Source organism: Staphylococcus taiwanensis, from assembly GCA_020544305.1.
GTDB classification, from domain to species: domain Bacteria; phylum Bacillota; class Bacilli; order Staphylococcales; family Staphylococcaceae; genus Staphylococcus; species Staphylococcus taiwanensis.
Window position 1 is genome coordinate 2,200,788 of sequence record CP058667.1, and the last position, 12,191, is coordinate 2,212,978.

At 31.8% G+C, this 12,191-nt stretch carries 15 protein-coding genes; 5 read left to right on the plus strand and 10 right to left on the minus strand.

Annotated elements, in window-relative coordinates:
- Positions 1-63 precede the first annotated feature (63 nt).
- The 8 genes from HYI43_10535 to HYI43_10570 are packed head-to-tail and all read right to left on the minus strand — an operon-like array spanning position 64 to position 6,575.
- Positions 64-585 carry a Na+/H+ antiporter subunit G gene (locus HYI43_10535; GenBank protein UDI78972.1) on the minus strand — a complete coding sequence of 174 codons (522 nt, stop codon included), beginning with the start codon at positions 583-585 and terminating at the stop codon, positions 64-66.
- Positions 560-862: a Na+/H+ antiporter Mnh2 subunit F gene (gene mnhF2 / locus HYI43_10540; GenBank protein ID UDI78973.1), complete on the minus strand. Its 303-nt coding sequence runs from the start codon at positions 860-862 to the stop codon at positions 560-562. Before mnhF2 ends, HYI43_10535 begins: the two co-directional genes overlap by 26 nt.
- Entirely contained in the window at positions 859-1,341 is a 483-nt protein-coding gene (gene mnhE2 / locus HYI43_10545) for a Na+/H+ antiporter Mnh2 subunit E (protein ID UDI78974.1), read from the minus strand. The genes mnhF2 and mnhE2 overlap by 4 nt, the downstream gene beginning before the upstream one ends.
- Positions 1,338-2,837 carry a Na+/H+ antiporter Mnh2 subunit D gene (mnhD2, locus tag HYI43_10550; GenBank protein ID UDI78975.1) on the minus strand — a complete coding sequence of 500 codons (1,500 nt, stop codon included), beginning with the start codon at positions 2,835-2,837 and terminating at the stop codon, positions 1,338-1,340. The genes mnhE2 and mnhD2 overlap by 4 nt, the downstream gene beginning before the upstream one ends.
- Positions 2,827-3,177, minus strand: coding sequence for a Na+/H+ antiporter Mnh2 subunit C (gene mnhC2, locus HYI43_10555; protein UDI78976.1), 351 nt, complete (start codon positions 3,175-3,177; stop codon positions 2,827-2,829). The genes mnhD2 and mnhC2 overlap by 11 nt, the downstream gene beginning before the upstream one ends.
- Complete coding sequence (gene mnhB2 / locus HYI43_10560; GenBank protein ID UDI78977.1) at positions 3,174-3,599, minus strand: Na+/H+ antiporter Mnh2 subunit B; 426 nt, start codon at positions 3,597-3,599, stop codon at positions 3,174-3,176. Before mnhB2 ends, mnhC2 begins: the two co-directional genes overlap by 4 nt.
- Entirely contained in the window at positions 3,586-5,988 is a 2,403-nt protein-coding gene (locus tag HYI43_10565; GenBank protein ID UDI78978.1) for a DUF4040 family protein, read from the minus strand. The genes mnhB2 and HYI43_10565 overlap by 14 nt, the downstream gene beginning before the upstream one ends.
- Positions 5,989-6,017: 29 nt before the next feature.
- The gene (locus HYI43_10570; GenBank protein UDI78979.1) at positions 6,018-6,575 is read right to left on the minus strand and encodes a tyrosine-type recombinase/integrase; all 558 of its coding nucleotides are present in this window, start codon (positions 6,573-6,575) and stop codon (positions 6,018-6,020) included.
- Positions 6,576-6,716: 141 nt separating this feature from the next.
- Between HYI43_10570 and HYI43_10575 the strand changes: the two genes are divergently transcribed.
- The 5 genes from HYI43_10575 (at position 6,717) to HYI43_10595 (ending at position 10,260) form a co-directional block, all read left to right on the plus strand.
- Positions 6,717-6,923: a hypothetical protein gene (locus HYI43_10575; protein UDI78980.1), complete on the plus strand. Its 207-nt coding sequence runs from the start codon at positions 6,717-6,719 to the stop codon at positions 6,921-6,923.
- A gap of 32 nt (positions 6,924-6,955) precedes the next feature.
- Positions 6,956-7,177, plus strand: a complete 222-nt coding sequence (locus HYI43_10580) for a DUF2922 domain-containing protein (protein ID UDI78981.1) — start codon at positions 6,956-6,958, stop codon at positions 7,175-7,177.
- A gap of 297 nt (positions 7,178-7,474) precedes the next feature.
- Complete coding sequence (locus HYI43_10585; GenBank protein ID UDI78982.1) at positions 7,475-8,401, plus strand: DMT family transporter; 927 nt, start codon at positions 7,475-7,477, stop codon at positions 8,399-8,401.
- 232 nt (positions 8,402-8,633) lie between these two features.
- The gene (locus tag HYI43_10590; GenBank protein ID UDI78983.1) at positions 8,634-9,566 is read left to right on the plus strand and encodes an efflux RND transporter periplasmic adaptor subunit; all 933 of its coding nucleotides are present in this window, start codon (positions 8,634-8,636) and stop codon (positions 9,564-9,566) included.
- A 319-nt stretch (positions 9,567-9,885) separates the two neighbouring features.
- Positions 9,886-10,260, plus strand: a complete 375-nt coding sequence (locus HYI43_10595; GenBank protein UDI78984.1) for a transcriptional regulator — start codon at positions 9,886-9,888, stop codon at positions 10,258-10,260.
- A 189-nt stretch (positions 10,261-10,449) separates the two neighbouring features.
- Here the strand turns inward: HYI43_10595 and HYI43_10600 are convergent, their stop codons facing one another.
- On the minus strand, positions 10,450-11,259 hold the full coding sequence (locus tag HYI43_10600; GenBank protein ID UDI78985.1) for an alpha/beta hydrolase: 810 nt from the start codon (positions 11,257-11,259) through the stop codon (positions 10,450-10,452).
- 153 nt (positions 11,260-11,412) lie between these two features.
- Complete coding sequence (locus HYI43_10605; protein ID UDI78986.1) at positions 11,413-12,129, minus strand: hypothetical protein; 717 nt, start codon at positions 12,127-12,129, stop codon at positions 11,413-11,415.
- Positions 12,130-12,191: the final 62 nt, after the last annotated feature.

Genomic DNA, 12,191 nt, shown 5'->3' on the forward strand with positions numbered 1-12,191 from the left:
GATTGAACATTCGAATCAGTTGCTTCCCCTACTACTCATTTGTGTTCAATCTCATTAATTTTATCAATCTTTTGTTTCTTTTCTAGCTTTCGATAAATTCGCTATATTTTCTTCTTGTTGTTTTTCTCTTTCCTTTTGTCTTTGTTTCTGAACATCATAATATATTTTTTCTCGACGTTCTTCCCGCATTTTCGCTCTACTTTCAAGCTCCTCTTTCGAATTATATTCTTTGGAACTTAATAATATAGAAGATTGTCGTGGCACATCATCTTTTCGATACATGTATGCGCCAGTACGATAAGCTGCTCTAGCAACTAAATGCATGCCCACTGGCGAAGTTAAATTAATAAATACGATAGATAACAATAATCTTACGCTAAAGAAACTTTGTTCATTCGTAAAATAAATTAATACACCTACTAATGTATGTAATACTGATAATGTGGAGCTCTTTGTAGATGCATGACTTCGTAAAAATACATCTTGAAATTTCACAATGCCAATAGCACTAATTACTGCAATAATACTTCCTAGAAATATGAGGATAGTTGCGATTAAATCAACGATTTCTTTTATTTGTTCCATTGAATACGCGACCTCCTCCAATAAATCTAGAAATAGACACCGAGCTTACAAATGAAATAATAGCAATCAACATAATTGAATCGAGAAATGACACAGTATTATAAATCACACTTACTACACCTACAATACACATGAGCACTGCACTGGAAGCATCGAATGCGACAACTCTATCAGCGGTCGTTGGCCCTTTGATCAAACGAAATAAGCCGATTAAGAACGCGATGCCGAATAATACTAATGCGCTTGTAATAAAGAAATTTGTGAATGTTTCAATCATTGTGTCACCTCCATAATTAAATTCTCATATTGCTTAATACTCTTAAGTAAGCTTTCTTTCTCTTTATCTGAAACGTCTATACTATGAATGAAAAATTTATTCGTCGCTTTCGAAATTCTTATTACAGTTGACCCTGGCGTTATAATAATTAAAATGGTCAAAAAAGTAATCGCCCAATCGTTTTTCAAATTAGTTTCATACGTTAAAAGGCCTGGATTCATATCTTTTGTTTTAAATAAAATATAATTAATAATACTAATACTGGAAGTAATTAACTGATATAGATAAACAAACAGAAACTTTATAGCTACCCATATTTTTTTCGGATAAAATTCCTGTCCAAAAAAACGATGTAGAATATAAATCACTATGAGCCCGATGATAAAACCAGACACAAAGGTGGAGAACATAAATGCGTCTTCATCTTGGAAAAGAACCCAAAGAAACGCAATTAAGATATTTAATACAATTTGTCTCATCTATTCTCCTCCTTTAAATGTGGATTTACTAAACTATGGAAATAGTTATCATTCATATTGAGTTTTGTTGCATTTTCAGTAGCGTGCATAACTACTGGTGCAGCAATACCCATTGCAAGTACAACTGCAATTAAAATACCCAATATAGACTTACGATGTTTTGGCAATGGATTAAAGTCTACTTGCTCACCATCATTATCGCCAAAATACATAATGAATAGGATTCTAAATAAACTGTACATTGCAAGAAGGCTTGTAATAATCATTAAAGCTAAGCCAATGTAATTTCCGTTTTCAATCGCACCTTGGAAGATAAGTACTTTTCCTGGGAAACCACTAAACGGTGGTACACCACCTATAGCAAATATCATTATGATAAAGGCTACCCCAAAGAACGGTTCCTTCTTAGCCAAACCAGATAAATATTTATATTCACGATAGCCTGACATATAGACTAAACTACCAATAATGAAAAAGAGCATTGTCTTCACAATAATGTCATTCGCTAAATAAAAGATAGCGCCATGTACGCCAGCAAATGTATTAGAACCTAAGCCTAAAATAACAAATCCAATCGATAAAATAACTTGATAGGATGCCACTTTTTTAATGTCTCGATAAGCAATCACACCAAATGCACCAACAATCATCGTAATACAAGACATAAATACTAATAGTGGATGCGTCACACCGGTATGTTGATCAAAGAGTAAAGTAAAGAATCGAATCAGTGCATAAGCGCCCACTTTCGTCATCAATGCCGCAAACAGTGCTGCAAGTTCTGTATTTAAGACTGCATATGCCTTAGGCAACCACATAAAGAGTACTAATGCAGCTTTTGAACCAAAGGCGACAATAAATACAATAGAAATGATGATAATTGCTTTATTATCGTGAATTTGATCTAAACGTAAAGCAACCTGAGAGAAGTTTAACGTACCGACTGTTTTATATAACAGTCCAATACCTAACAGGAATAACCATGACCCTATAATATTTAATACTACATAAATGATGGCAGCTCTTAACTGTTCAACTGATTGTCCTAAAGTCACTAATACGAATGATGCTAGTAACATAATTTCAAACATAACGTATAAATTAAACAAATCAGAAGTTAAGAATGAGCCAAGCACACCTGTCGTTAAGAATAGAATAAACGTTGGTAAATAATAACGATTAACACGATTTTCTCCACGACCAAATCCATAAGACATAATTAAAGTCACTACAAATGAAGCGACAGTGACCATAAGCAGGCTAAGTGAGTCACCTAGAAATTGAATACCATAAGGTGCTTTCCACCCACCGAAGTCTAATGTAATCGGTTTATGGCCTAATACATAAATGAGTAAACACAGTGAAATAATTGTGTTGATCGACATTGTGCCAATATATAAAACTTTCGATAGCTTGTTCTTATCTTTAGTAAATACAAGTATCAGTGCGCAAAATAATGGTAAAAGGATTGGAAGAATCAATATATTACTGTTCATTGTCATCCTCCTCTCCTCTTAATACATCGATATTTGCTTCTTTCGTTACGCGATATGTTCTATACACAAGCACGAGTAAAAATGCTGTCATCGCGAAACCAATTACAATTGCTGTTAATACAATTGCTTGAAGCAGCGGATCGACATAATTTGTATTCGAGCCATGGATTAATGGTTCAGTCATTTTGTTACTATAATGACCCATGCTCATAATAATTAAGTTTCCTGCATGCGTATAAATTGAAATCCCTATAATAATTCGAATTAAATTGAGTGATAGTACCATGTACGTTCCTATAAATACTAAGAAGCCTATCACAAGGAGTAAAATCAAATTCATGATTTACCACCACTTAAGGACAGCATTACTGTCACAATGACGCCAACAACCGTTAATAGAACACCTAGTTCAAAAAGCGTAACCGTTGTGACATGTAGCTCACCCATTAAAGGTAAATGAAGGTGTGCTTCACTTTGATATAAGAAAGATTTGCCAAAGAATATAGGAACAATAGCGGTTAGTGCTGAAATCATAGCACCAACAATCATTAATTTTTTAAAATCGATGGGTAAACTTTCTAATACTTCATGAACATCAAATGCCAAGAACATGAGTATGAAAGCTGAACTAAAAATAAGGCCGCCAATAAATCCTCCTCCTGGATTATTATGTCCAGCGAAGAAGACGTAGAATCCAAATGTTAATAATATAAATACCACTATTTTAGTAACCGTCCTTAAGACGACATCATTTTCTTTCATCTTGGCCCCTCCGATCTTTGTAATTTAATAATGTATAAATACCTAAACCAGCAATAATTAACACAATACCTTCAAACATTGTATCTAATGCTCTGAAATCTCCTAAGATTGCATTAACGATATTTTTACCACCTGTTAATTTATAGGCATTCATATAATAAGTAGAAATTGAAGCGAAACCATCGCCTTGTTGTGCAATGAATATGAGCGTAACCACTGCACCTGCCATAATAAATGACACGATAATTTTAACGCTTTCCTTTTTCAAATTAGGTTTCGTACGTGCAATGTTAGGTAAGCGAGAGAAACTGACTATAAATAGAATTGTCGTAATCGTTTCTACTACTAATTGTGTCAACGCCAAATCAGGTGCTCTCATTAATAAGAAGAACAACGCTACACTATATCCAACAATGCCGTTTAAAATAACCATTGTTAAACGTTGACGAATAAATACTAAGGCTACACCCACAATACTAATGATAATTGCGAGAATAACTTCCAATGGTCCAAACTCAGATACTTTAATTTCATGCAACTTTGGCAAACCAACTTGGAATATGCCATAAGCAACAAGTATTGAGAAGATGAGCAAAGTAATAATATTGTAGTGATTTAAACGGTTATTCATTAAGCTACGAATACTTTGACCTGAGTAACGTTCAAATGTACGGTAAGCTTTTCGATAAGAATTTGTAATAGACGCATACTTGATAACTTTGTGCGTCAATGCTTTCCAATCTACTTTTATCGCTAAAATGAGGCCAACTACAATCACAATGATACTGAAAATAAGTGGTAAATTAATACCATGCCATTGTGATACATGTGGTGCAATTGCATCTACTTTAGTACCTAAATGCGTCACATTTCTCAACGCAGGTAATACGATATGCTCTGTGAAAAAGTTAGGTATAACGAAAATAATTGGTAACATCACCATTAAAACTACTGCTGGTAAACTGAAAAGCCATGGTTCATGAATATGTTTTTTCGGCACTTGTTTATCATCAAAAGCACCCCAAAACGTTTCTTTAAGCATGTAAACTGCATATACAAATGTAAATACGCTTGCGATGACACCAATCGCTACGACAATAATGGTTAAAACTAGACCAAATTGTTCTAATTGCATTGCACTGACTAACGAATCGAAGAACATTTCTTTACTTAAGAAACCATTTAACAACGGTACCCCCGCCATAGAGAGTGCTGCAAGTGTCATAACCACATTCATTTTAGGGAAGAATTTACGCATGCCACTTAATCGACGAATATCACGCGTACCTGCTTCATGATCAATGATACCTACGCCCATAAATAAAGCACATTTGAATAAAGCGTGATTCATTAAGTGGAATAAGCCAGCAAACAAAATTAAAGTATATGTTTCTGCCATTGCTCCAGTTGGATGCTGTGCTATACCTCCGCCTAAGCCGACCATTGACATTATCATACCTAATTGGCTGATTGTTGAATAAGCTAAAATACCTTTTAGATCATACTGTCGCAGAGCAGTAATAGAACCAAAAATCATTGTAATTAATCCGATAAATGTAACAATATAAATATAACTATCGCTTAAACCTAAGACAGGTGTGAATCTAAATAGCAAGAAGATACCTGCTTTAACCATCGTTGCTGAATGTAGATAAGCACTAACTGGTGTCGGTGCTGCCATTGCCTTAGGTAACCATATATGGAAAGGAAATTGTGCAGATTTAGTAAATGCACCAATGAGCAACATGATCATCATTGGTATAAATAGAGAATGTTCACTTATATGATGGCCTTGTGAAAGTAATTCTGAAATCGTATTTGTACCAGTAATGATATGTAACATAATAAATCCGGTTAACAGGGCTAGACCGCCTAATACCGTTATGATAAAAGATTGAATTGCCCCTAATTGACTATCCGCATTACTATACCAATAAGAAATTAATAAGAATGAAGATACACTTGTTAATTCCCAGAACACATACATCAGAATCGTATTATTAGAAACTACAATTCCTAACATACTAAACATAAATAGTAGTAAATATAGGAAGAAACGAGGTAAGTTATCGCTGTTAGGCGATAAGTATTGTGTAGCATAGAAAAAAACCGCTATCCCAATAATGGAGATAATTAATCCAAACATTAAACCTAGACCGTCTAATCTTAAATCAAGATTAACATCGATCGCAGGCATCCATGGAATTTTGAACGCTATAAAATGTTGTTGCATAATATTGGGAATCTGGAATAGAAAATACCCTGAAGCTAGGATAGGTGCTAGTAAAGCAATATATCCTGAATATCGTCTTAATGGTTTGATAAATAATGTTATTAAGACAATACCCATAATAACTATGAGTCCACCTAGCAGATAAACTAAGCTCATCAAAAGCCTCCTTTATAATTAATATTGAGTTATAAATTCAAAGCGATAATAGTATGGTGTTCTTCCTTTTGAGACAAACCAATAAACTTAACCGTTTCATGTGTAGTCTGATGCCCCAAATATTTTTGTATGATTGCAATAGAAATACCCGATTTATAGGCATGATATGCAAATGTCTTACGTAAGGTCGTTAAACCGATATGATTTAAACCTAATTCTTCAGCTGCATGATGAATAATTCGATATGCTTGTTGTCTTGATAAAGCACTATGCGTTCTTAAAGATTGGAAAAGCAATTGATCATTCATGAGTTTATAATCTTCAATAAATTGATTTAATTCCATTCTCAAATCAGCAGGTAACATAATCTTTATAGAAGGTGCACATGGCTGTATCCAAGAAGCTTTAATATCCTCTCTATCATTCATTTTCACGTCTCTAACTTTTAAATTGATTAAATCCATCAAACGTATACCTGTATGTATTGCTAATTTAAAGAAAAGATAATCTCTCTCAGACTTTTCTTTTAATACGTTATACATCTTTTTAACATCTTCTTTATTTCTAATTGGTTCAACTTGATTCATCTATCCACCTCATAAAAGTTTCTTATTTAATGATAATATATATTTGAGTAACATTAAATGTTTTTGCTCATTTTTTTTACTTTGAAGTGTCCCTTCTTTCAATTTATTTCGATATATAAAGTGAAAGGAGGTGACGCACTCATGAACGAAGTAACTCAATTAACTGTTGTTTGTACTCATATCACTCATGACGCAAATGGTAAAGCTAAAGAAACGAAACGTCGTTTTGCTAATTTGAACTTAAAAGCTACAGAAGCTGATATCAGATCTTTTGTCGATACCGTTTCTCACTTAACTGGAGAACAGTTTGACAAAATTGAAGTCGTCCAAACGCATACTTTAGCCTAATCTACTAACAAACTGACAAGGAGGTGTATAACATGACAAAATCATTAGAACTTACATTTAAAACAAATTTAAACAAAACTGCTAAATTGCAATTCCCACAAATCGAGGCGCCAGTTTCAGAAGCAACTGCCAAAGCTGCTATGGAAAATATTATTAATTTAAATATTTTTAAACCCACTTCTGGCACACCAATTAAAGCTGCATCAGCTAAAATGATTGATGTAACAAGTACAACAATTTTCGAAGCAAAATAATGAATTGTTACCAATCTATACTGAGTTTGAGACAAAAATAAAATTTTCAGGCTACTTAGTATAGATTCGAAGTAACTGACTAATCTGAGATGCCTTATTTATCAAGCTTTTCTCAGTACTAGTCTTCCTTACAGGGCTGGAACGATGAATTCGACGAGAATTCTGTTCCAGTCCTTTTTTCTTATTTCAACTAGAATTCATTTTGGGTTAGGCGATAAAGTAACTTTGAAAATCACAGATATAATGCGTATAATTGTTATGTCTTTTACATATGAAAACTAAGGGGGAAATTAACGAGTGATATTTTTATTTATACTTGGCATTGTTGCAGGTATGATGGTTCCAATTCAAACTTCCATCAATTCTCGCTTAGGTAGATATACTGAATCTTCATTTTATGCATCAACGATTTCATTTTTTGTAGGAACACTATTTTTACTCCTTTTAAATGTTATCTTCAATACTAAAATGTTTACAGGTGACTTTTATAGTGGTCATTCTGTAGATTATCATTGGTGGGTAGGTGGATTACTAGGCGTTTGTTTCTTAACAGGAAACTTATTATTACTACCTCGTTTAGGTGCTGCATTAACTGTAGTTATGACCGTTGCTGGTCAAATTATCATGGGTGTCGTCATTGATACTTTTGGTTTATTAGGTGCAAGTCAGCATCATTTCACATTACTTAAAGCAATTGGTATTATCATCCTGTTCTTTGGAATATTATTAATGAATTATATACCTAAGAATAAACTGGAAGAGAAAGCAAACTCATTATTTTATTTATGGCTTTTAATAGGATTTGTATTCGGTTTTGCGCCACCTTTACAAACAACGATTAATAGCGGTCTGTCACAACAAATGCATTCTTCACTATTTGCATCTTTAGTTTCTTTCACTGTTGGTACAATCGCATTATTCATTTTGACATTAATATTTAATAGAAGTTTGAAAATAAAATCTGAACAACCAAATATTGGTAAGATTAAACCCGTACATTTTATCGGTGGTATTTTAGGCGTAGTCTTTGTAACATCTAATATTATTCTTATGCCCTTTTTAGGTGCTGCATTAACAACGATCATAGCAATGCTAGGACAAATGCTCATGGGTGTTATTATTGACCATTTTGGTTTAGGCGTGCAGAAAAACCCAATCACACTGCGTAAATCATGTGGATTAATAGCCATTGCAATAGGCATCATATTACTGCGCCTATTTTAAATTGTAAGTAAATTCATTTTTTGAAAAGGCAATCATATAAATAACCATAACCGCGAATAAAATGTTCGTCCGATATGCACGCAAACAAGTTAGTTTTACAGTCTAACGTGTTTGCGTGCTTGTTTTATCACTAAACATTATAAATATATACGTCTACTTTTCATTTTGTACCACACTTCCATCTGCTTTTAATGTATAATGAATGTATAAAAAATGAATAGAGGTGCCTCGTTTGAAAAAATTTTTTACTCCTTTAACACTTTTAATAAGTGTACTAACTCTTCTTGTAATCTCTTTTAGCTACTACATTTATCTAAAGATTCCTTCCAATCCTGATATTTCTAAACTTGAGACAATTAAAGCTAAACCTCTGTATTCTCTCTCATTTATAGGTGTTCAACAGCCTCAACAAAGTTTTACAGTATATTTCAATCCAAATCTCGGCAATGTTTCTAAGATTTTCGTTAAAAATGATGAAACAATCACACCACAAACACCACTACTTGAATATTATAATCCTTCTATTGAAAAGAATATTGTATCTAAAAAGAAAGCATTATCAACACTACTTAATCATTCCCCTAAACAAAATACTATCCAACAATTGAATTTAGTAAATCAAATTTCAAACCTACAAAACCATCTTCATACACAAATAACCTCACCGATTCAAGGCAAAATTTCCTTATTAGAACCGTTCCCATCAAAAAGAAATACAAAAATAATGCAAATTAATAGCAACAAATATATTATTCGTGCTAATATAACTGAATCGCAACTAGCGCATATTAAAGTGAATCAAGACGTCAATGTTACATTCAATCATTCGAAATTGTTCACTGCAAAGATTCTATCTATTTCTTCTGTACCCTTTTCAGTAGAAAAAGGGGAATCAATCTATCACGTCGATATTTCCACACAAGATCATTATCAAATTGGACGACATTTTGATATCGATGTAGGTACATCTGAATTTAAATTGCCAGATAATGTAATTTATGAAAAATATTATGTTTTAGTTACACAAAATAACAAAATTATTAAAAGAAAAATAAACTATACAAAAAGTCATCAAAATGGGTATATTATGGTATCCAGTGGTTTAAATATTGGGGATAAAGTGATCCTACATCCATCATCATCACTTTTACACAGCGATAAGTGATTTTTTTGTAAGGAAATATTGAGATGTTTTTTTATTAAATAGAGTCAAACACTAATTGTTCTAAAATAATTAGTTTTAAAAATTTGCTTTGAATTTCAAACAAAGAATTAAATAATCAAAATATTGTTTTATTAAGTGCTTTTTTGTTTACTTCTTAAATTCATTTAGTTATAATAAACTAAATAATATAGCATTAAATTAATTTAATAAAATTCTTTTAATCTAAATTATTAAAGTAAATTTAACTATTAAACACGTTATATATAAATTAACGGGCAAAACAAAATATAAATAGAAGATTGATTGGGGAGGTTTCAAAATGGCTATTTCAAAAATTAACGATTGTTTCGAATTATTAGCTATGATTACGTACGCAGATAAATTAAAAAGTATTATTAAAAAAGAATTTTCAATTAGTTTTGAAGAATTCGCAGTATTAACATATATTAGTCAAAGTAAAGAGGACGAATATTATTTAAAAGATATTATTAACCACTTAAACTACAAACAACCACAAGTAGTAAAAGCAGTTAAAAATTTATCTCAAGAAGACTATTTCGATAAAAAACGTAACGAACATGATGAAAGAACAGTATTGATTCTTGTAAATGGAACGCAACGTAAAAAAATCGATGAATTATTAAGTAGAGTAAATACGCGTATTGAAGAAGCTAATAAAGAAACAGATTTATAATTTCTTTGTGGCTTTTCTAGTTTAATATCTTCGATAGGATTGCATTGTCTTAAAGTTGTTTCAAATCAATTTGAAATCACTTTAGGGCTTATTTTTTTGCCTTTTTTTAATTAGACACACTTGCATAAAAAAATAAACTATACTCACAAATAACGTTCAAAGTTAGTATAGTTTATTTATTAAAAAGTATTATATTTTATGTTGAGTAATACGTTCTACATTTTCTAAGAAATTTAAATATATATCTAAAAATTTGTCAGCTTCTTCTACATATGGGGCGTGACCTGAATCTTCAAATAAGACTTTTTCCACATTTTCAAAACGTTCTTCTAATTTGTAGTACTCTTTATTATCAATAATTGGATCATAACGCCCATTAATAATAAGTGTAGGAACTTTAACATAATTCGTAAATTCTCGATTAGCATTAAAAGTATCTAGAAGTGCTCTACTAGCTATCGCACTATCTTCCGAATTTTGTTTACTATACAAACGTTGTCGTTGAAACCATTTCATTGCTTCTTCACGTTCTTTATAAATGTAAGGGAATAGTAGTAGTAACGCTTCGGATTTATTAAAACCTGCTATCTCATCTTGGTGCTCAATCATTAATTTTGTAAAACCATGAACAATATCCTCAGCTTTTGAAGAAATGATTGTTAAAGATAGCACTTTATCTTCATATTTTTCGGCAAACGATTTAGCAATAATGCCTCCCATATCATGGCCTAAAATATGCGCTTGCCCTAAATTTAATTTATCTATTAAAATGTATAAATCTTTAATGTGATCGGCTAAACCATACGAATTGGGACGAGTCGATTTCCCATGTCCTCTTGTATCGTATGCAATAACTCTATATTGTTGTTGTAGTTGCCTATTTAATAAATCAAAGGCAGCGGAATTACCATCTAAGCCATGAATTAAGATAATTGGAATGCCATTTCCGTTATCTTGATACGCTATCTTGGTATGGTCTAATGTTTCAATCTTCTTCACATTGGCACCTCCCTTAGTCTTTACTATACCCATTTCAATAAAAGATATGCTATGAATGTTCTTAACTTTAATTATAAATATATTTTATAATTATTTTATATAAAAAAAATAACACCATCTCCTTCAATGAAGATGGTGTTATCTAATGACATATTACGATTTAGTTCTAGATGATAATTTAATAGTATAGAAAATAATTAACGCTACAATTAAAATCCAAATAACTAGTGAAAAGATTTGAGCGATTTCAGGATTTGTTATAATGGCATCTATTGTCTTTTGACAAAATAGTAAACCAATTGCGGTATATTCTAACCTTTTAAAGAAAATACCAAATAAGCTTAATAATATACCTATAAAAAAGACAAATTGATGACTATACATTGTAATTGGAATAATTCCCCAATTAAAATTAAATGCTCTCATAACAATTAAAATTAAAGCAATAATAGCTACAATGTATCCTAAAATAAGTTCAAAGCGATTACTGTACAAGTATTTTTTCCGCTCAATACGAATATTGATAAAAATCGTTAGCGGAAAAACAATAATACAATAAAAGATTGATATAGCAGTGGCGGCTTGAAATGGCACATACTGCTTATCGTACAAATACGAAATCAAGACAAAATTCATAATAAAAAATATAACTGGATTCAATTGTAATCCAAACAAATTACGTTGTATCGTCAAAATAATTTGCGCTGGTGACTTTCCTCGGTATTCAAGATAATCTTGATCTCTATATTCTGATTTTTTTAAATCTGTGCGTAAATTTTCTTTAATATCGTCAATAAGATTTGGCGCCATGCCTTTATGGCTAAAGTAATCATTTATGTTTTCAAGTAACACTTTATCGTTCGTTCTCATGAGTTACTCCTTTGAGCTAATTTAGCAATTATATTCATGTATACGTTCAATTAAGCATTTTA

Bases quoted from the DNA above. Each gene is read 5' to 3' on its own strand.
- HYI43_10535 (UDI78972.1), bottom strand. From the start codon at position 585: ATGGAACAAATAAAAGAAATCGTTGATTTAATCGCAACTATCCTCATA.
- mnhF2 (UDI78973.1), bottom strand. From the start codon at position 862: ATGATTGAAACATTCACAAATTTCTTTATTACAAGCGCATTAGTATTA.
- mnhE2 (UDI78974.1), bottom strand. From the start codon at position 1,341: ATGAGACAAATTGTATTAAATATCTTAATTGCGTTTCTTTGGGTTCTT.
- mnhD2 (UDI78975.1), bottom strand. From the start codon at position 2,837: ATGAACAGTAATATATTGATTCTTCCAATCCTTTTACCATTATTTTGC.
- mnhC2 (UDI78976.1), bottom strand. From the start codon at position 3,177: ATGAATTTGATTTTACTCCTTGTGATAGGCTTCTTAGTATTTATAGGA.
- mnhB2 (UDI78977.1), bottom strand. From the start codon at position 3,599: ATGAAAGAAAATGATGTCGTCTTAAGGACGGTTACTAAAATAGTGGTA.
- HYI43_10565 (UDI78978.1), bottom strand. From the start codon at position 5,988: ATGAGCTTAGTTTATCTGCTAGGTGGACTCATAGTTATTATGGGTATT.
- HYI43_10570 (UDI78979.1), bottom strand. From the start codon at position 6,575: ATGAATCAAGTTGAACCAATTAGAAATAAAGAAGATGTTAAAAAGATG.
- HYI43_10575 (UDI78980.1), top strand. From the start codon at position 6,717: ATGAACGAAGTAACTCAATTAACTGTTGTTTGTACTCATATCACTCAT.
- HYI43_10580 (UDI78981.1), top strand. From the start codon at position 6,956: ATGACAAAATCATTAGAACTTACATTTAAAACAAATTTAAACAAAACT.
- HYI43_10595 (UDI78984.1), top strand. From the start codon at position 9,886: ATGGCTATTTCAAAAATTAACGATTGTTTCGAATTATTAGCTATGATT.
- HYI43_10605 (UDI78986.1), bottom strand. From the start codon at position 12,129: ATGAGAACGAACGATAAAGTGTTACTTGAAAACATAAATGATTACTTT.